The sequence below is a fragment of the Acinetobacter sp. Ag2 genome (assembly GCF_001005515.1).
In the GTDB taxonomy this organism is placed as follows: domain Bacteria; phylum Pseudomonadota; class Gammaproteobacteria; order Pseudomonadales; family Moraxellaceae; genus Acinetobacter; species Acinetobacter bereziniae.
Genome location: NZ_LBNA01000046.1, coordinates 45,584 through 63,595, shown reverse-complemented (window position 1 = coordinate 63,595; position 18,012 = coordinate 45,584). Strand labels below are relative to the sequence as shown.

The following is an 18,012-nucleotide window of genomic DNA, read 5'->3' as shown; positions in this document are numbered from 1 at the left end:
ACAGTCATGCTCAAACAGGACCACCTTTCATAAAAATATTAATCAATAAGGTACACATCAAGGCTATCGCAATAATATAAGGATAAGTGATTTAAAGTAAAAACTGAAAAAAGTACAAAAAAGCAAAGCCTGATCAGATCAAAAGGCTTTGCTTTCAAAGCATTACTTTTCAGCTGTAAATTGATCGTATACCCCACCATTGGTAAAATGCACCTTCTGTGCTTTCGCCCAACCACCAAAAACTTGATCAATTGTGAACAATTTGATTTTAGGGAATTTAGCAGCATATTTAGCAGCCGCTTTTGTATCACGAGGACGGAAATTATATTTTGCTGCAAGATCTTGCCCTACAGGAGAATACAGATAATTTAGATAACCTTTGGCTAGGTTTCGATTACCATCTTTATCGACAACTTTGTCGACAATGGCAACTGAAGGTTCAGCAAGAATGGAAATCGACGGATAAACAATCTGATATTTGTCTTTATCTGGACCAGAGGTTGCTAAAATTGCTTCATTTTCCCAAGACAGCAATACATCACCAATACCACGATCAGCAAAAGTAGTGAGAGAGCCTCGAGCACCAGAGTCTAAAACTTTGACATTTTTATAAATCTTTTTCACCAATTCACGGGCTTTAGCATCATTACCACCTGGCTGTTTTAAGGCATAACCCCAAGCGGATAAATAAATCCAACGCGGTGCACCACCTGTTTTAGGGTTCGGTGTAATAATTTCAACACCGGGTTTTACCAGATCATTCCAATCTTTGATTCCTTTTGGGTTGCCCTTTCGGACCAGAAACACCACTGTTGAGGTATATGGTGCCGAGTTATTAGGAAACTCCTTTTGCCAAGCTTTTTCAATCAGTCCCGCATTGACAATTTCATCAATATCATTCGCCAATGCCAACGTTACCACATCCGCTTGTAAACCATCGACCACGGATCTTGCTTGTTTTCCTGAACCACCATGAGATTGTTTAAACTCAACATCTTGTCCTGTTTTCGATTTCCAAAACTGTCCAAAACTTTTGTTATATTCTTGATAAAATTCTCGTGTGGGATCATACGATACATTTAAAAATTCTTTTGCAGCATATGTATTCCCTATCGCAATCAGACTGATTGCACTTAAAAGCAGTCGTTTTTTCATTTGTTTCTCAGTTTTTAGTACTTAGCATGCACTATATTTTCATTGTTTTAATTTAACAATCAATTACTTATAAAAATAAACTCTATTCTTTTCATATTTTAAGATATTCAAATATATGCAATAAACAGCTTCATAATTTCGAATATTTTCTAAACAACTTAATGTAGACTTGAATTCTTCACGATTCATCCATATTTATATGATATTAATTTAATTATTACATTTCGTTTCAATGGTTGTTTTTTAGACATTTTTTGTGTAGTATTATTAAAAAATGTGACGTAGTTAAGCTTTTTGTAACTTATTTTGCTACAATAACCATGTTAAACACACCTTGTTAAAGAAAAAAAATCGACCATCCGGGGGAGTAGATGGAATGAAGTATCCACATTTAAAATTGTTAGGTATCAGTATAGGACTAACAATCATGGCGCAAACAGGTCATAGTGCTGTCATTAAAGATACTACTCGACCAATACAATCTATGATTGTGGTATCCGACAAACAATCACCGATTGAAAAAGCGCTGAATCAGCAAAAACGTGGTGAAAGTAAATTGATTTCAGACAAAGATCAAATCAAAGTTTTAACTTCACTTAAAACTACACCATCGCAAAATTTTTTAGCTGAACAACATCAAAAGTTTTCGCGTTTTGTACAAGCAATTTTCCAACCACATACCTCATAGTTGCTTGATTTGAGAAAATAAATTCTTTACCCCTCAAAAGAATTTAGAAGCCCAGTCCTTTATTGGTGAATTAACCCTTAAGCGATTGGGCTTTTTCGTTATAATAGTTTCAATTTACATTCTGAATAATATTTGGTTATGAAAGTCCGTACTCGTATTGCACCCTCTCCAACAGGTTTCCCACATGTAGGGACTGCCTATATCGCTTTGTTTAACTTATGTTTTGCCAAACAACATGGTGGTGAATTTATTCTTCGTATTGAAGATACAGACCAACTTCGCTCTACACCTGAATCTGAACAAATGATTTTAGACTCATTGCGTTGGTTAGGATTAAATTGGTCAGAAGGTCCAGATGTCGGTGGTCCACACGCACCTTATCGCCAATCTGAACGTATGGGAATTTATAAACAATATGCTTTAGAACTGGTTGAAAAAGGGCATGCCTTCTATTGTTTTGCGACGGCTGAAGAGCTTGATCAAATGCGTGCCGAGCAACAGGCTCGTGGTGAAACACCGCGTTATGATGGGCGTGGTTTAAAACTTTCTCAAGAAGAAGTACAACAACGTCTTGCTGCTGGTGAAGCGCATGTGATTCGTATGAAAGTACCAGAACAAGGGATTTGCCAATTCAACGACTTATTGCGTGGTGAAGTTGAGATTCCATGGGCACAGGTAGACATGCAAATTTTGCTGAAAACCGATGGCTTACCAACTTATCATCTGGCCAATGTGGTCGATGATCATTTAATGGATATTACCCACGTAATCCGTGGTGAAGAATGGATACCATCTGCGCCAAAACACCAGTTACTCTACCAATATTTTGGTTGGGAAATGCCAACATTATGTCACATGCCATTGTTGCGTAATCCTGATAAATCAAAATTGTCGAAGCGTAAAAACCCAACCTCGATCAATTATTACAAAGATATCGGCGTACTTCCTGAAGCATTACTCAATTATTTAGGTCGTATGGGATGGTCAATGCCAGATGAAAGCGAAAAGTTTACTTTAGCTGAAATGATTGAGCATTTTGACATTCAACGTGTCTCTTTAGGCGGTCCAATTTTCGATGTTGAAAAACTCAATTGGTTAAATGGTCAGTGGATTAAAGCGCTTACACCTGCCGAGTTGCTCAATACTTTGCTTGCTTGGAAAGCAGACCGTAAAACCCTTGAAGACATTGCTGCAGCCATTCAGCCACGTATTAATTTACTTTCTGAAGCTGTTAACTGGGCAGGTTTCTATTTCAATCAATTCCCTACCTTGTCAAAAGAACAGTTCGAAAGTAAAAAACTCAGTGAAGAACAAGTTCGTCAAAGTTTGCAGTTTGCCATCTGGCGTTTAGAAAGCTTATTTACTTGGAACAACGATACCGTGAGCCAAACGCTCATGGATTTGGCGAATCAAATGGAAATCAAACTCCGTGATTTCATGCCTGCATTCTTTATCGCGATTGCGGGTTCAACTTCATCGACCCCTGTTATGCAATCAATGGTGACGATTGGTCCAGACTTAACGTTTGCACGTTTACGCCATGCACTTGAAATTGTGGGTGGTCCGAGTAAAAAAGAAGCAAAAGTTTGGGAAAAACTAAACGAAAGCATCAAATTGCCGAAAAATGATGCAATCGACGAAGCTTAATTCATTTTTCTGTTGACGTGAAGGCGCAATATCCCTAATATTGCGCTCACACAGACTGGGGGTCATAGCTCAGTTGGTAGAGCGCTACAATGGCATTGTAGAGGTCAGGAGTTCGATCCTCCTTGACTCCACCAAAAGTTTTACCTGTGTTGCCTCATCTGTCCCTATCGTCTAGAGGCCTAGGACATCGCCCTTTCACGGCGGTAACCGGGGTTCGAATCCCCGTAGGGACGCCATATTCAAGATGGCGACATCTTTGTAAAAAACCCAAGCATAATGACTTGGGTTTTTTATTATCTAAATTTTGATTCACTCAATGTGACTTCAACCTAGTGATATAGACAAGCTGTTGAAAAACTCATAGAGTAAAATATCACTTCATTTGATCAATAAATCTAATCCTGTGGCTTTAAGTTTTCAGGAACAGGATATTTTTTCAATAACTCAGCATCATCTTCTCGATCCCAACGTTCAAGCCACCAATTACATTGTTCTGGCTGAAAAAATACAGGTTCCCACTCTGCCAATGAATCGGCATATTGCGTTAACGGAAGCATTTTTTCTCGAATTGGCTTAAGAATATTGTTTAACGCTTGATAACCTTGCGGGCGTGGTAAACCTATTCTTGCCAATTGTGGTGATTCATCTGCTCTAAAAAATACTCCACCATTGATCGGCTCTAAACGTAACGGCGTATTCGGCTCTTGTTGTTGAATGGCTTGTACTTTATCGAGTTTTTCAAGCCACGGCTGACCGAGATATACCAACCAAGCTGTTGAACGTACACCTTTTTCTAAAGAGGGTTCATCATTGGTCACATGGCTACGTTGAACCATATTCTTATCAATATCCAAGCCTAAAAAACGATAATTGGCTGCGGTTTCAAAAGCCTGCCACGGTACAGCTTGGGTAAAATCTAAGGGTTGTCCGACGCGATAACTACAATAGGCTTGTTCTATTCTAATTTCACGAATGATGGATTTAAAAAATTCAATACACTTTAATCGTTGATCAATATGATTGGTAAAATCAAATGGAAAAATAAAATTGACTGTTGAGTAGCGTTCATTATTTGCCATCTCTGAGCTAAAGGCTACATCAACACCATATTTAGGTGCAAAATTCATTGTAGATTGATCTGAAAAATAATAATTAAGTGGATCATCTAATTTTTTATTTTTAATATCACTAACCCAGTTTTCGGGAAAACCCTCTTTACGAAATTTACGTTCTCTTTGTTTATTGACCGATGCTTCTCGAACAAATTCAATTCCAGTTAATTTGATATATTCGAGAATTTTATGAAAGAAATACTCTCGAACATATAATTGATCACCATCATAAAACCAAAAAGACATCATTAGATTTAAGCGCACTGGTTCCGTTTTGGATTCAACATCCACATAAGGCAAAGTATAATTTTGTGTTTGTTCAATCTGATCTAACCAAGCTTCCGCTTGTTGAAATAACTCATTCACTATTTATCAACATCCCATAAATCAAATCTAATCCTGTGGCTTTAAGTTTTCAGGAACAGGATATTTTTTCAATAACTCAGCATCATCTTCTCGATCCCAACGTTCAAGCCACCAATCACATTGTTCTGGCTGAAAAAATACAGGTTCCCACTCTGCCAATGAATCGGCATATTGCGTTAACGGAAGCATTTTTTCTCGAATTGGTTTAAGAATATTATTTAACGCTTGATAACCTTGTGGGCGTGGCAAACCTATTCTTGCCAATTGTGGTGATTCATCTGCTCTAAAAAACATTCCACCATTGATCGGTTCTAAACGTAATGGCGTATTCGAATCTTGCTGTTGAATCGCTTGTACTTCATCGAGTTTTTCTAGCCACGGTTGACCGAGATACACCAACCAAGCTGTTGAACGTACACCTTTTTCTAAAGAGGGTTCATCATTGGTTACAGCACTACTTTGCGTCATATTCTTTTCAATATCTAGACCTAAGAAGCGATAATTGGCTGCGGTTTCAAAAGCTTGCCACGGTACAGCTTGGGTAAAATCTAGGGGCTGTCCGACGCGATAACCACAATAAGCTTGTTCTACTTTGATTTCTTTAATAAATGTTTTAAAAAATTCAATACACTGTAATTGTCGATCACTATGATTGGTAAAATCAAATGGAAAAATAAAATTCACAGTTGAATACCATTCTCCATCCCCTAATTCAGAACTACAACTTACATCCAATCCAAACTTAGGCGCAAAGTCCATCCTGGGTTGATCTGAAAAGTAATAAATCAAAGAACTCCAAACATCAGCTTTTCTAATGTCATTTAACCAATTTTGAGGAAATTCTTCTTTTCGAAAGTTCCGTTCACGTTGATTTTTAATCGAAGCTTCACGTTGAAATTCAATACCAGTAAGTTTGATATAATCTAAAACTTTATTGAAAACCTGTTCTCGGATTTCTAAAGTTTCACCTTTATAAAACCAAAAAGACATCATTAGATTTAAACGGACGGGTTCTGTTTTGGATTCAACATCCACATAAGGCAATGTATAATCTTGTGTCTGTTCAATCTGATCTAACCATGCTTCCGCTTGTTGAAATAACTCACCCATCATCTATTCCTTCTTATTTCCAAAGATTTTCTGCATTGCTGACCACAATGTCCCACACTTCACGCATTTGATTGACTTTACTGGTCTTTTTGCCTTGCGGGGTACTATTTGGCTTGTGTGTGTTTTGCGGTACTGCCTTTGCCTTACAACCACAATCACTATCTTGGGGATTTGCCGATACCCGAATCATTGCCAATTTACTATTACCCTTCAAAAATTTTGAATAATCATCCATTTGCTTTCTATTCGGTGGATCTTTACTGTCTAAAAATTTTATTTCCACCCAATGTAAAATATTATCTAATGTCGGCGCTTTCATCATATTTTTCACTATAAGAATATCTGCACCTATTCGATGATCTCCCCCAGGGGTTTCCATAAACTTATGTCGAGGTGGGTTTGTCCCAGCAACCATCAACGGTTGTTTGGTTTTTTTGTCATAAATCACTTCGGCTTTAATCGGACATTTGTGTTCCATCACAATATCTACGAGTGCAAAAATGACTTGCACGGCTTTTTGTCTAAGGTGGCGTAATCCGCCCCATAAATTAATCACTTTATCAGCAATCGTTTCTTTTTTAGACGCTTTCCCTGTTGCACCACCAATTTGATTACTAAAACAGCAAACTTTACAAATCACCGATTTAAATAAAATTGGTTTCTTGGTGTAAACCTCATACCAAGCGCCAACTCTTGAAGCTTGCGAGGGTGCGGTTGGTTTTGTTGAACCGCTTGGTTTGGGTGTCGTAGAAGCTCTTTGTTCTCGCTTAATATCAGTCGCAACTTCAGTTGCAAAAGAAAATATAAACTCAATCAACTCTTGAGCAATCGTTGCGCCAATATCTTTTAAAAAAGGTGCAAGATACTTTTTGACCAATTCAGTGGTCACTTTTGCTGCCTGATTGAGGAGTTTTTTGAGTACGTGGAGTAATACTCTCAACAAAAATGCAATGACCACATATGCAGCTGCAACAATTGGAGCACCCATAATTTCCTCTTATTCTTCTAAATGATCAATATCATCTAATTCATCTTCTGGATCTTCCACATAAAACAAGGCTTCATATGTTTTTTTGAGAAGCGGAGATTCGCCTGAATTTTGTTGGTGATTATTTGGTAAATCTGCAATATACAAATCGACTTTTTCCCGCTGATCAGTTTGATTCGGTTGAGTTTTTCCAAACTCATCCGTGATTCCCGAAACTTCAAGCCCATTTTCAGCAATCAGTCGATAGTTATAATTCGCCATCGGTTGTTTGGCATCATCAAGAAAAGTCACAGCGGCTGAATAAGGTTGATCAATCATCACGGGAAGTGCTGGAAAGACTGTTTGTATTTTTGCCCCACTCTCAAACTTATGCTGACCAGCTCTAACAACAAATTCCCTACCCATTTTCACCTCATTGTTTATCATAATTTAATTATTTGTTAAATTATACATCACAATCTTTTAATAGTCCTGATTTTTTATGTCATTAGTCATCGCCTTCAACTTAGATCGTTATGCAATACTTGCTACAGATAGACGTGGAGTCATAAAATACAGCGATACAAAAAAACATATCACTCTGAATATCAATGATCATTATCAAAAAATTAGAAAAGTACCCTTTGGTTTTTTTGCGGCAGCTGGTGATTATTTTATAACAACGTGTTTTTATGCTGAATGTATGCGAAAAATGCCAAAAAAAAGAAATTTAGAAGAACTCCTTCAAGATACTTATCATAGATATTGCAATATGAAAGGAATTCTGCACTTTTCAGGAATCACAACAATATTGCTGATTGCGAATCACCGTACAGCAGGTAAAAATTTTGAGAAAGATGCTATTTTAGAAATCAACATCAGTTATGAAAATATTGAAATTCAAGAAATTGAGACGATGAATTTAGTCGCATTGATGGCAAACATGAACCCAGATATTCATTTCTGGGATAGTGTCAGTGAGTTATTACGTCCATCCAATCATTTTTTAGGAATAGATCAATTTTTGAGTTATCACCTAAATCTAATTCACTACATTTGGCAAGAACAGCTCAAATTTGACCACTTAATTTCCCATCATATTGATTTTTATTTTCACGATCGGATGACAAGCAAAGGAATATTTATTCCCTATGAAAAGTTTACAAATATCTCCGAGGATTTGGTTAAAAAACTATAGAATGGGACTTCGACTTAAACATATCTTTAACTTTTAAAAAACATCGTGAAGAGTTGATACGCACGTGCATAGCTCACTTTTAGTAATTTCACAGTTGACCGTAAAACTTATTAGAGAACTGTAAAAACACTCAATCACTAGTAAAACAACGATTACAAATAGAATTCTGCCTAAAACAATTGCGGACAATATCTTCGAGTATCATCTTAGATCATGAGTTTAGTCATCCAGTCTTTTTTGCATTCTGAATGAGAACGATTAGAATAATAGCAAGATGATTAATATGGAGTCACCATGCAATACCAATGTCCAAAGTGTCAAAGCCGGAAAATTCTCCCAGTTGCAAATGGCAACACACCTGCAGCTCGCCCAGTTGTACCTAAAAGCTTGGTATTCTTGATTCCACTACTCTTTATTTTATTGCTTTTGGTTGTCATCAGTATTGTGATGTGGATTTTCAGTAACGGTGCAGGTCAGACATTGCAGATTGCAACAGTGGTGGTTTTTATTGCAACAGTGATTGCTGGCGTGCTTTTTTGGCGCGATCTTCCTGATTTTAAAATTTCCATGCAATCTTTTATGCAAGCCAATAAAAATTGGAAGTGTCGCGACTGTAATCATGAATGGCAAATCTAAAGCCATTACTTAACAGATTTAAAAATCAAACCATTCACATTAATGTGAATGGTTTTTTTCTTGAGCTATAGGTGAATCTTGAGCATGGTTCTGTGTTGTATGTGAATCTACCATATCTGCATCATCCTCGATTTGTAGAGTCATTTCGGTGATCCCATGCTGATGACTCAGCATTTCCATGGCTTGTTGATATAGCTGGTTGCGATCTGCTTCAGGTGCATACAAATGGACAGTTAAATGAACATTTTTGGAAGTAATTGCCCAGACTTTGAGTTGGTGAATACTTTTCACGCCTTTGATTGATAACAGGTCATTCCGTAACTTCTCAATATCAATTTCCTCAGGTACACCCTCTAAGAGAATATTGATACTTTGTTTGAGTAGAATCCATGTTCTTGGCAAGACCCAAAACCCGATAAGCACAGCAATGACTGTATCAACCCACATCCAACCCGTGAAATAAATAATTGCTCCACCGACGATAACACCAACTGAACCAAGCGCATCACTCAAGACTTCCAAATAAGCTCCCTTGATATTTAAACTTTCTTGGGAACTTGAAAATAAAATCTTCATCGAAATCAGATTAATCACCAAACCAATAACGGCGACAATCATCATGCCTACACTTTGAATTTCAGGAGGTTGGCTAAAGCGTTGATAAGCTTCATAAAGAATATAAATCGCCACCACAAACAACATCAGCGCATTAAACAATGCCGCCAAAATTTCAAAACGCTGATAACCAAAGGTACGCTTATTGTCCGCGGGTAATTTTCCAATTTTTATCGCGACCAATGCAATTGCGAGTGCAGCTGCATCGGTAAACATATGCGCAGCATCAGACAATAACGCTAAACTCTGTGTAATGAACCCAGCCACCACTTCAACAATCAAAAAAGTACCAGTCAATAGCAATGCAAAGCTTAGTTTTTTAACATTGCCCTCGGTGACCATGGCGTGACTATGATCATGCCCTTGTTGTTCACTCATTTCGCACCTCTCTTTATTTGATGTATTCGCAATTCATTTCTTTTTCAATTATTGATAATAATAATTATTATCAATAATACTTTTTCTCTATATAATGCCTACACAACATTTTTAGATTTGACAATACCCCTTCTAACAGGATGTCTACAATGAAAAAATATCTTGCGCTCGCCCTACTGTTTTGTTCTTATAGCCATGCACATGAACCCTATGTTGCTCCTTTGAGTTACCTCACTGCAAATACACAAATTCCTGTCATTGCTGGTTATGCAGAAGAAGCGCTCAATGCTGAACATGCACTTAAACAAACAACTTTAACGGTCATTCAACCTGATCAAAGCCAATTACAACTTCAACCTGCCAGCACTTTAAAATCTGCGACTGTTTTTGACTTAGCTCTACCACAATCAGGCACTTATCAATTGGGTACTAAAGTTTCTTTTCCTCTCAAATATGTACAACATAATAAAGAATGGAAAATGCTTTTTGATGTTGCCGCAGATAAAGCAGGAAATATTTCTGAACGTGACTATGTCGTCCCGTCTGATTTCAAAAAAGCCCCTGTATCCGTCAGTATTCAGCGTGAATGGTCAATCCAAAGCTATATTTCAAAAGACAAATCATCTGCTTTTCAAAACAAAACTGATGCAGTCATACAGGTTGAGTTTAAAACCCATCCCAATGACATCACTGCACAACAACCTGTACAGATTATGATTAAAAAATCAGGGCAAGCACTCAAAAATGCGGAGTTACTGGTTCGAGCTCAAGGTCAAACCGATAAGCAAGCGTTAAAAGTTCCTGTCGCTACGGATGGCTCTGCCACACTTACTTTCCCATATTCTGGACAATATCTTGTTGAAGTCAGTGAACCTTTCAATTCAACCGCAAAACCAGTCAATCAAAACTACACCATTATTAGCTTAGGCGTATTACCTGCTGGCAAATAATACAACCTTAAAAATATAGAGACCCTCTTCTTGTTTTACTCAAGAAAGAGGGCTTTGTTTTTTAGACAAGCAATTAGTTACTTCGCTCTTTACGCTCATTCATCCAACGATAAATCACCGGCAATATCACTAAGGTCAATAAGGTTGATGACATAATTCCACCAATGACCACCGTTGCCAGCGGACGCTGTACTTCTGCACCCGTCCCTGTCGCCAAAGCCATCGGAACAAAGCCTAAAGAGGCAACACAGGCTGTCATCAGAACAGGTCTTAAACGTAAAATTGCACCTTGCCAAGTCGCATGATAAACATCGAGTTGCTGACGCAATTCTTTAATGAATGTCAACATGACCAGACCATTCAGCACTGCAACACCAGAGAGCGCGATAAAACCAACACCAGCAGACATAGATAATGGTATTCCTCGCAACCACAATGCAATCAAACCGCCACATAGGGCAAATGGAACACCAGTGAAGACCAGTAGGCTTTCTTTAAAGTTATGGAAAACAGCCATCAACAAGATAAAGATCGTAATCAATGCCAATGGAACCACCAATTGCATTCTAGCTTTGGCTGAAGTGAGGTTTTCAAACTGCCCCCCATAACTCAACCAATACCCTGCAGGCATTTCCTGTTTAGCCAAAGTAGATTGCAGTTCTGCAACAAAAGAACCCAAATCACGCCCTTCTACATTTGTAGTGACAACAACCCGACGCTTACCATTTTCACGGCTGACCTGATTGATACCTAAAATATTTTCTACTTTAGCGACATCTTGTAACTGAATTAAGCCACCATTTGGTGTTTGAATCGGCAGCACAGCCAAGTGTTCTGGGGTACGTTGCGCATCATCCAGACGGATCACAAAGTCAAAACGACGATCTCCTTGTAAAATCTGCCCAACATTTTGTCCACCTACACTTGTTGCAACCAAATCCTGAATAGCTCTTACAGATAATCCGTATTGCGCTGCGGCAGCTTTATTCACTTCAACATTGAGCAAAGGTAAACCGGATGTCTGTTCGATCTTAACTGCGGATGCGCCTGAAATACTTTGAACTTGTTGGGCAATTTTACTCGCCTGTTGGTTCAATACATCCATGTCATCGCCAAATATTTTGATCCCAACATCACTACGCACACCTGAAATCAATTCATTAAAGCGTAGTTCAATCGGTTGTGAAAACTCACTGTTATTACCGGGTAGTGTTGCCAGAAATGCAATCATGCGTTGACGTAATTCATCTATGCTTTCTTTCGGGTTTCTCCATTCCTTCTGCGGTTTTAACAAGATCACTGCATCTGAAATATTCGGTGGCATTACATCTGTTGCCACTTCTGCAGTACCTGTACGGGCAAATATGGCTTTAATTTCTGGAAACTCTTTCAGCAACAATTTTTCCGTATTTTCTTGCATTCTTAAAGATTGTTCCAAGCTGGTACTTGGGGAACGCATTTGCTGTACTGCAAAATCTCCTTCACTCAATGTTGGTGCAAACTCACTTCCAATCTGTGTTGCAAGTAGACCTGTCAAAAATAAAATACACAGCGCAAGCGTGATGACCAATACTTTAAAATGATAGGCTAAGTTGAGCACTGCTTCATATTTACGCTTTAACCAAAGCATCCAGCGACTTTCTGTCTCCTTCACCTCACCATTTACAAACAGCGCCACCGCTGCTGGAATAAATGTCACAGAAAGGATAATCGCGCCGAGAAGAGCCAATACAACCGTCATTGCCATTGGATGGAAGAGTTTAGCTTCAACTCCTGACAAAGCAAAAATAGGTAAGTAAACTACTAGAATAATTAATTGACCAAAAATCAATGGGCGACGTGCCTGTTTTGCTGCAAGGAATACTTCTTTAAAGCGCTCTGATCGTGACAATAAACGCCCTTTAGCATGTTGAGCTTCTGCTAAGCGACGAATACAGTTTTCCACAATCACCACTGCACCATCGACAATAATCCCGAAATCTAATGCACCAAGACTCATCAAGTTAGCACTGATTTTTTGTTCCACCATACCTGCTAAAGTGAATAACATGGATAATGGAATTACACAGGCAGTAATTAAAGCCGCTCGGAAATTACCTAGGAATAAGAACAAAATAACAATGACCAGAATCGCCCCTTCAACAAGGTTTTTCTGTACAGTTTTAATCGCTCGTTCAACCAGATCAGTACGGTCATAAACTGTTTCAATGACAATGCCTTTCGGTAAAGACTGCTGGACTTCTTTGACTTTGGCATCCACAGCACGTGCAACTGTACGGCTATTTTCTCCCATCATCATCATGGCAATACCCAGTACAGTTTCTTGACTGTTATAAGTCGCACCACCAGTTCGAAGATCATGCCCTATCGCTACGGTCGCAACATCAGCAACACGGATCGGAAAACCATTTTTATTGCCAATGCTGACATTTTGAATATCTTCAATACTGCTGAGTATTCCCGGAACACGTACAGTCAATTGCTGACCATTGGTTTCAATAAAACCAGCACCACGGTTTTCATTATTTAAAGTCAAAGCATTTTGCAAATCACTGAGAGGGATTTGCAATTGTTGTAAACGATTGAGATCTGGAGTGACCACATAAGTTTTATTAAAGCCACCAATCGAGTTTACCTCAGCAACACCAGGTACTCGTTGTAATTGCGGTCTTACAATCCAATCCTGAATTTCACGCAAGTCCATGGCGGTATAAGGTGTACCATCAGGTTTCTTGGCATTGGGTTCAGCTTTAACCACCCACTGATAAATTTCTCCCAGCCCTGTCGATACGGGTGACATTGTAGGTGAAATATCATCAGGTAGTGCTGCTTGGGCTTCTTGGATACGCTGATTAATTTGTTGACGCGCCCAATAAATGTCTGTGCCATCTTTAAAAATAATGGTGACTTGTGATAAGCCATAACGAGAAATTGAGCGGGTCATCTCAAGTTTAGGTAGACCTGCCATTGCAGTTTCAATGGGATAGGTGATTCGTTGCTCGACTTCCAACGCAGTAAACCCAGCTGCCTGTGTGTTCACTTGTACTTGGACATTGGTAATATCTGGTACCGCATCAATCGGTAATTTTTGATAGCTATAAACACCTACACCAATCCAAGCCACGATAAACAGTATCACCCATATCGCATTTTTGATTGAGAATTGAATGAGTCGATCAAACAAACCCTCTGCCTGAGGCAATTCCTGATCTTTGTCTAAATCTAATTGAGAATCTGGAGAATCCTTAATGGTCATGGCTCGCTTCTCCCTTTTCTAGTTCAGATTTGAGTAAGAAACTGCCTTGCCCCGCGTATTGCTGCCCTTGCTTCAGACCTGACTGAATTTCAATCCACTGTCCATCGCTGGAAACCTGCCCCAAGACGACAGGCTGTGCTTTAAATTCAAGCTTTTTGTCATGTTCATTGGCAACAAATACAACATCTTTATCCTCTATTTTTTGTACTGCACTTTTCAATACACGTAACGCTTGAGCAGAACCCGGCTGTTGAAGCTGAACATTGACCATTAAGTTTGGACGTAATTCCGCAGCATTGGACAATACTTTGGCACGCACTTGTAAACGTCCAGTCTGAGCATCAGCTTCAGTATTTAAACTTTGAATCTGAGCCTTGAAAGTATTACCTGTTTGTAACGACTTAAACTCAATCTGTTGATTCGGTGCAATAGATGAAAACTCGGAACTTGGGACAATAAATTCAAGCCACAATTGATCCAACTGATCAATCACGAACAATTGACTGGCAAGCTGAACATTTTCCCCCATGACTAAATCTTTTTTGCTAATAATTCCGGCAATTGGTGCCGTCATGACATAACGTCCCTGACTTCCAGAAGAAGCCCCTAAAGCAGACAGACGAGACTTTGTTGCTTGTACCTGTATTTGAGCCTGTTTATAGGCATTGTATGCACGCTGATAATCCTGCTTGGCAGAGATGCCTTGTGACCATAATTGACGCTCACGTTCATAATCTTGATGCGCCAACTCCATTGCAGCTTGCGCAATCTGTAAATTCGCTTGTTGGTCAACCAAATCTGGAACAACGAGCGTTGCCAATGCCTGACCTTTTTGCACACGTTGCCCTAGCTCCACATTTACCGCTATCACTTGTCCACTAAAAGCAGGAGATACATGCGCCTGTCGATCGGTATTGACCATGATTTTTGCAGGATAAGACGCTGACTTTAAAACAGCTCCCATTTCCGCTTTGGCGAGTTGTATGCCTTGCTCAGTAATTTGCTGTGCAGTCAGGCTAATGGTTTCTTTTTCCTCCTCTTCACTATGCCCACCTTCATTTGCACCTCCCTCAGCTGATTCTGCTGCACCTTCTTCACCATGCGCATGTCCTTCCTCACCATGCCCTTCTTCTTTTGATGTGCTTTTTTTCGATGAAAAAAGTAAAGCTGTTGCAATAAGTGCTGTCACGACAATAGCAACAATGATCAGTAGGCGTTGAGAAATTTTGCCCTGCTGATGCTGAAACGATTTAAATTGATTTAGCATATTAATTTCTCCCACCAATCACTGGTAGTGCTTGAGTCTCTTGCCATAAGTTTTGATTAATTTGTGCGATTGCATCTTTCGCCATGATTTGACTTGGTTCAACGCCTAGACTCAAACTTTCTGCTTCAATGGCACGTTGCCATCCATCTTTGAGTAATTGCACCTTGCGTAAACGTACATCCTGCAATTGTAAAGTCGCTTGCTGTACATCCGTTACAGCAAACTTACCTACTGTAAAACCCATTAAAGTTTTACGTTGTACTTGCGCGGCAAGTGGAATTTGCGACTGATCCACAGCATTAAATTGCACTTCTAGTCCTTGCAGTTCAGTCAATAATGTACCGACCTGCAAAGCATTTTGACGAAGATAGAATTCTTGCTGTTTGTTTAATAAATCTTCTTTCGCACGCGCAATTTGCACACCATATTGTTGGCGGTTAAAAATATTCAATGGAATCGACACCCCCACCACAAGTGCATTATCCGTTTGTGCTTGAGGTGATCGTGTGCGGTTTACGCCAAAATTCACAGTAGGATTTGGGCGTGCTGAGGCTTTGAGTTGATCTACGGTCGCTTTTGCCTGCAACACTTGTAAACGGCGTGATTTTTCAAACAAATTATCCGATAAATATTCTTGTACTTGTTGATGAGAAGAAGATGGCCACAATGATTGTGGACTCAGATTGATACTGATCGATTTATCTGAATCTCCCCATAAATTTGATAATTGCTGTCTAGCAACCTGAACTTGTAGATCCGCTTGGCGATACAGACGCGCATTTTCGGCATGACTTAATCGCACCCGATCCACATCGACTTGGGCAACACCACCTGCTTGATAACGCTTCTGGATCGCATTCAAATTTTCTTCACTGACTTTAAGCTGCTCTTGAACCACACTACGTTCGAGTTCAAAAATTGCCAGTTGTGACCATAGATATTTAACAGCAAGCTCAAGTTGAGCTTGATAAATTCGCTGATTTAAATCGCTTTGATCTTTAGAAAGTTGCGCCAATTTTTGAACAGATTTTCGCTCACCAAAAAGATCCAAGCGCTGAGAAACACCTATCGCAAGCTCTTTATCATCATTTGAACCAAAGCCTGTTTGCTGTATGGATATCTCTGGATTTGTCCACAGTTTTGCTTGTTTTATATTCGCATCCGCAATCTGCTGCTGAGTCTGCCACACATTTTGTGTTTGTTGGTACTGCTCTGCTTTCGCGATTGCCTGTTGCAAGGTTAATGACTGTTTTGAATCATTCGCCCAAGCGCTAGATGTAATGATACTCACCATGAGCGCGCCAAGAAGAGACGATCTAAAGCTCAATCTAGACTTTTGTAAGGTTTTACATGTTTTTTTAGGCATAGAAATGCTCCACTAAATTCAAATATTAGCGGTGAGTGATTTTTCGGCTACCCCACCTTATAGCGGGGATAAGAGGGGCGGTGGGTTAGGAAAATATAGATCAGGCGACTGGTATAAGTTGTTCCAGCCAACAAATGGCGCTTCTCGGTAACCTATAAATTTAGGCTGTTCAGCATGTTGCTGATCATCCACGACAATAAAATGGACTAAAGAAGGCAAATGATCACTATGATCATCATTGAAATGATTTAGAAAATCGTTAGCGCGTACATCATGCTGATGGGTTGCTTTCTGTGAAGAAGCCCCTTGATCTGTTTGAGCCTCGGATACATAGCTCCCCAATAATTGAGGATGTAATAACTGATCTTGCGTACAATCAGGTGCGCTATGATGACCAAAATGCTGAATGACTGATTTCTGAGCTGCTCCAGCGCTTTTTTCATGATCACAAAAAGCCGCTGCCACATTCCAAAGGCTCTGGAACATGAACAAACTTAGCAAGACTGTGATGAAAACAGCTGAACGTTTCACAAATTGAGACTCGAAATCAAAATACATGATGAATATAGCAACTTTATTGAGCTATTCAAATTACAGAAAGGTAATTTTTAAAAATTCTAAATCTTTTATTAACTAGGACTAACATAAACAAAAGTATATAAAAAGCAATTGACAAATTACATAAAATTATTTGCAAAGTTTACAAAATCAGCTAGATTTACTGATATCTAATCAATTTTTTATGATTAGCAATCTCTTTTACTTTGTTAATGGATTAGCAAGGAGGTTTTATATGTTGGTGCATATTTTTAACCGTTTTTTAGGAGATTCCACATCTCGCCAAGCATTTGAACAAAATGCATCTGAAGCCACGCTCGAAAAAGCGCAAGCACATGATTTTGAAGATCAACATTTAAGTTCAGATGAAATCGCAAATCGCAATGCAATGTGGTGTTATCTCAGAGCCGCTTTACGCGGAGATCAGGAAGCCCAATATAAAATGGGGCTGAGTTATCTCAATGGGCAACTGGGTTTAGACCGTAGTTATAGTCATGCTGAAAAATGGCTTGAACAAGCGGCGCATCAAGGTCATCTTCATGCAAAAGAACAGTTAAAGAAAGCCTATGACGAACTTGCATTTTCATAAATTACGTTAATTGTATTGTATATATCGCGCGATAAACAGAGCTAAAACTGGCTCTGTTTATTGATCAATTATACTGGGTTATCCACCTGAATTCATTTGTTTATTTTTCACGCAAACATTGATTGTTTTTACTTTAAAAATTGATTTCAATATG

General features: G+C 39.0%; 16 protein-coding genes and 2 tRNA genes. 8 read left to right on the top strand and 10 right to left on the bottom strand.

Going from position 1 to position 18,012, the window contains the following annotated elements; all coding sequences use genetic code 11:
• Nucleotides 1-162: 162 nt before the first annotated feature.
• Nucleotides 163-1,155 (bottom strand): sulfate ABC transporter substrate-binding protein, encoded by a 993-nt coding sequence (locus AAV97_RS08945; protein WP_046760381.1) that lies wholly within the window; start codon nucleotides 1,153-1,155, stop codon nucleotides 163-165.
• 376 nt (nucleotides 1,156-1,531) lie between these two features.
• Here AAV97_RS08945 and AAV97_RS08940 point away from each other — a divergent pair, with 376 nt between their 5' ends.
• The 4 genes from AAV97_RS08940 (at nucleotide 1,532) to AAV97_RS08925 (ending at nucleotide 3,726) form a co-directional block, all read left to right on the top strand.
• Nucleotides 1,532-1,843, top strand: coding sequence for a hypothetical protein (locus tag AAV97_RS08940; RefSeq protein ID WP_042089106.1), 312 nt, complete (start codon nucleotides 1,532-1,534; stop codon nucleotides 1,841-1,843).
• Between the two features lie 138 nt (nucleotides 1,844-1,981).
• Nucleotides 1,982-3,490: a glutamate--tRNA ligase gene (gltX, locus tag AAV97_RS08935; RefSeq protein WP_009587179.1), complete on the top strand. Its 1,509-nt coding sequence runs from the start codon at nucleotides 1,982-1,984 to the stop codon at nucleotides 3,488-3,490.
• Nucleotides 3,491-3,548: 58 nt separating this feature from the next.
• Nucleotides 3,549-3,624: transfer RNA gene (locus AAV97_RS08930), tRNA-Ala, on the top strand.
• A 26-nt stretch (nucleotides 3,625-3,650) separates the two neighbouring features.
• Nucleotides 3,651-3,726, top strand: a tRNA-Glu gene (locus tag AAV97_RS08925).
• 159 nt (nucleotides 3,727-3,885) lie between these two features.
• Here AAV97_RS08925 and AAV97_RS08920 read toward each other — a convergent pair.
• The 4 genes from AAV97_RS08920 to AAV97_RS08905 are packed head-to-tail and all read right to left on the bottom strand — an operon-like array spanning nucleotide 3,886 to nucleotide 7,471.
• Nucleotides 3,886-4,968, bottom strand: coding sequence for a type VI immunity family protein (locus AAV97_RS08920; protein WP_046760380.1), 1,083 nt, complete (start codon nucleotides 4,966-4,968; stop codon nucleotides 3,886-3,888).
• A gap of 27 nt (nucleotides 4,969-4,995) precedes the next feature.
• The gene (locus AAV97_RS08915) at nucleotides 4,996-6,078 is read right to left on the bottom strand and encodes a type VI immunity family protein (protein ID WP_046760379.1); all 1,083 of its coding nucleotides are present in this window, start codon (nucleotides 6,076-6,078) and stop codon (nucleotides 4,996-4,998) included.
• Between the two features lie 13 nt (nucleotides 6,079-6,091).
• Nucleotides 6,092-7,066, bottom strand: a complete 975-nt coding sequence (locus AAV97_RS08910; protein WP_046760378.1) for a hypothetical protein — start codon at nucleotides 7,064-7,066, stop codon at nucleotides 6,092-6,094.
• A gap of 9 nt (nucleotides 7,067-7,075) precedes the next feature.
• Nucleotides 7,076-7,471: a hypothetical protein gene (locus AAV97_RS08905; protein ID WP_046760377.1), complete on the bottom strand. Its 396-nt coding sequence runs from the start codon at nucleotides 7,469-7,471 to the stop codon at nucleotides 7,076-7,078.
• Nucleotides 7,472-7,547: 76 nt separating this feature from the next.
• Between AAV97_RS08905 and AAV97_RS08900 the strand changes: the two genes are divergently transcribed.
• Both AAV97_RS08900 and AAV97_RS08895 read left to right on the top strand, forming a co-directional pair.
• Nucleotides 7,548-8,243, top strand: a complete 696-nt coding sequence (locus AAV97_RS08900; RefSeq protein ID WP_046760376.1) for a hypothetical protein — start codon at nucleotides 7,548-7,550, stop codon at nucleotides 8,241-8,243.
• Nucleotides 8,244-8,537: 294 nt separating this feature from the next.
• Entirely contained in the window at nucleotides 8,538-8,879 is a 342-nt protein-coding gene (locus AAV97_RS08895) for a hypothetical protein (RefSeq protein ID WP_004825419.1), read from the top strand.
• 39 nt (nucleotides 8,880-8,918) lie between these two features.
• On the opposite strand, the gene AAV97_RS08890 is transcribed toward AAV97_RS08895, so the two are convergent.
• Complete coding sequence (locus tag AAV97_RS08890; RefSeq protein WP_042089111.1) at nucleotides 8,919-9,872, bottom strand: cation diffusion facilitator family transporter; 954 nt, start codon at nucleotides 9,870-9,872, stop codon at nucleotides 8,919-8,921.
• Nucleotides 9,873-10,021: 149 nt separating this feature from the next.
• On the opposite strand from AAV97_RS08890, the gene AAV97_RS08885 reads away from it, so the two are divergent.
• Nucleotides 10,022-10,822 (top strand): DUF4198 domain-containing protein, encoded by an 801-nt coding sequence (locus AAV97_RS08885; protein WP_046760375.1) that lies wholly within the window; start codon nucleotides 10,022-10,024, stop codon nucleotides 10,820-10,822.
• Nucleotides 10,823-10,895: 73 nt separating this feature from the next.
• Here AAV97_RS08885 and AAV97_RS08880 read toward each other — a convergent pair whose 3' ends face one another.
• The 4 genes from AAV97_RS08880 to AAV97_RS08865 are packed head-to-tail and all read right to left on the bottom strand — an operon-like array spanning nucleotide 10,896 to nucleotide 17,197.
• A complete protein-coding gene (locus tag AAV97_RS08880; protein ID WP_046760374.1) occupies nucleotides 10,896-14,078 on the bottom strand; it encodes an efflux RND transporter permease subunit in 3,183 nt (1,060 codons plus the stop codon).
• Nucleotides 14,068-15,345, bottom strand: a complete 1,278-nt coding sequence (locus tag AAV97_RS08875; RefSeq protein ID WP_004825432.1) for an efflux RND transporter periplasmic adaptor subunit — start codon at nucleotides 15,343-15,345, stop codon at nucleotides 14,068-14,070. The genes AAV97_RS08880 and AAV97_RS08875 overlap by 11 nt, the downstream gene beginning before the upstream one ends.
• Nucleotide 15,346: 1 nt before the next feature.
• Complete coding sequence (locus AAV97_RS08870; RefSeq protein WP_046760373.1) at nucleotides 15,347-16,711, bottom strand: TolC family protein; 1,365 nt, start codon at nucleotides 16,709-16,711, stop codon at nucleotides 15,347-15,349.
• A gap of 57 nt (nucleotides 16,712-16,768) precedes the next feature.
• Nucleotides 16,769-17,197: a cation transporter gene (locus tag AAV97_RS08865; protein ID WP_228136530.1), complete on the bottom strand. Its 429-nt coding sequence runs from the start codon at nucleotides 17,195-17,197 to the stop codon at nucleotides 16,769-16,771.
• 307 nt (nucleotides 17,198-17,504) lie between these two features.
• Here AAV97_RS08865 and AAV97_RS08860 point away from each other — a divergent pair, with 307 nt between their 5' ends.
• The gene (locus tag AAV97_RS08860) at nucleotides 17,505-17,858 is read left to right on the top strand and encodes an SEL1-like repeat protein (protein WP_004825435.1); all 354 of its coding nucleotides are present in this window, start codon (nucleotides 17,505-17,507) and stop codon (nucleotides 17,856-17,858) included.
• Nucleotides 17,859-18,012 lie beyond the last annotated feature (154 nt).

Bases quoted from the DNA above. Each gene is read 5' to 3' on its own strand.
- AAV97_RS08900 (WP_046760376.1), top strand. From the start codon at position 7,548: ATGTCATTAGTCATCGCCTTCAACTTAGATCGTTATGCAATACTTGCT.
- AAV97_RS08945 (WP_046760381.1), bottom strand. From the start codon at position 1,155: ATGAAAAAACGACTGCTTTTAAGTGCAATCAGTCTGATTGCGATAGGG.
- AAV97_RS08880 (WP_046760374.1), bottom strand. From the start codon at position 14,078: ATGACCATTAAGGATTCTCCAGATTCTCAATTAGATTTAGACAAAGAT.
- AAV97_RS08875 (WP_004825432.1), bottom strand. From the start codon at position 15,345: ATGCTAAATCAATTTAAATCGTTTCAGCATCAGCAGGGCAAAATTTCT.
- AAV97_RS08860 (WP_004825435.1), top strand. From the start codon at position 17,505: ATGTTGGTGCATATTTTTAACCGTTTTTTAGGAGATTCCACATCTCGC.
- AAV97_RS08915 (WP_046760379.1), bottom strand. From the start codon at position 6,078: ATGGGTGAGTTATTTCAACAAGCGGAAGCATGGTTAGATCAGATTGAA.
- AAV97_RS08905 (WP_046760377.1), bottom strand. From the start codon at position 7,471: ATGGGTAGGGAATTTGTTGTTAGAGCTGGTCAGCATAAGTTTGAGAGT.
- gltX (WP_009587179.1), top strand. From the start codon at position 1,982: ATGAAAGTCCGTACTCGTATTGCACCCTCTCCAACAGGTTTCCCACAT.
- AAV97_RS08885 (WP_046760375.1), top strand. From the start codon at position 10,022: ATGAAAAAATATCTTGCGCTCGCCCTACTGTTTTGTTCTTATAGCCAT.
- AAV97_RS08890 (WP_042089111.1), bottom strand. From the start codon at position 9,872: ATGAGTGAACAACAAGGGCATGATCATAGTCACGCCATGGTCACCGAG.
- AAV97_RS08940 (WP_042089106.1), top strand. From the start codon at position 1,532: ATGAAGTATCCACATTTAAAATTGTTAGGTATCAGTATAGGACTAACA.
- AAV97_RS08895 (WP_004825419.1), top strand. From the start codon at position 8,538: ATGCAATACCAATGTCCAAAGTGTCAAAGCCGGAAAATTCTCCCAGTT.
- AAV97_RS08910 (WP_046760378.1), bottom strand. From the start codon at position 7,066: ATGGGTGCTCCAATTGTTGCAGCTGCATATGTGGTCATTGCATTTTTG.
- AAV97_RS08865 (WP_228136530.1), bottom strand. From the start codon at position 17,197: ATGTTCCAGAGCCTTTGGAATGTGGCAGCGGCTTTTTGTGATCATGAA.
- AAV97_RS08870 (WP_046760373.1), bottom strand. From the start codon at position 16,711: ATGCCTAAAAAAACATGTAAAACCTTACAAAAGTCTAGATTGAGCTTT.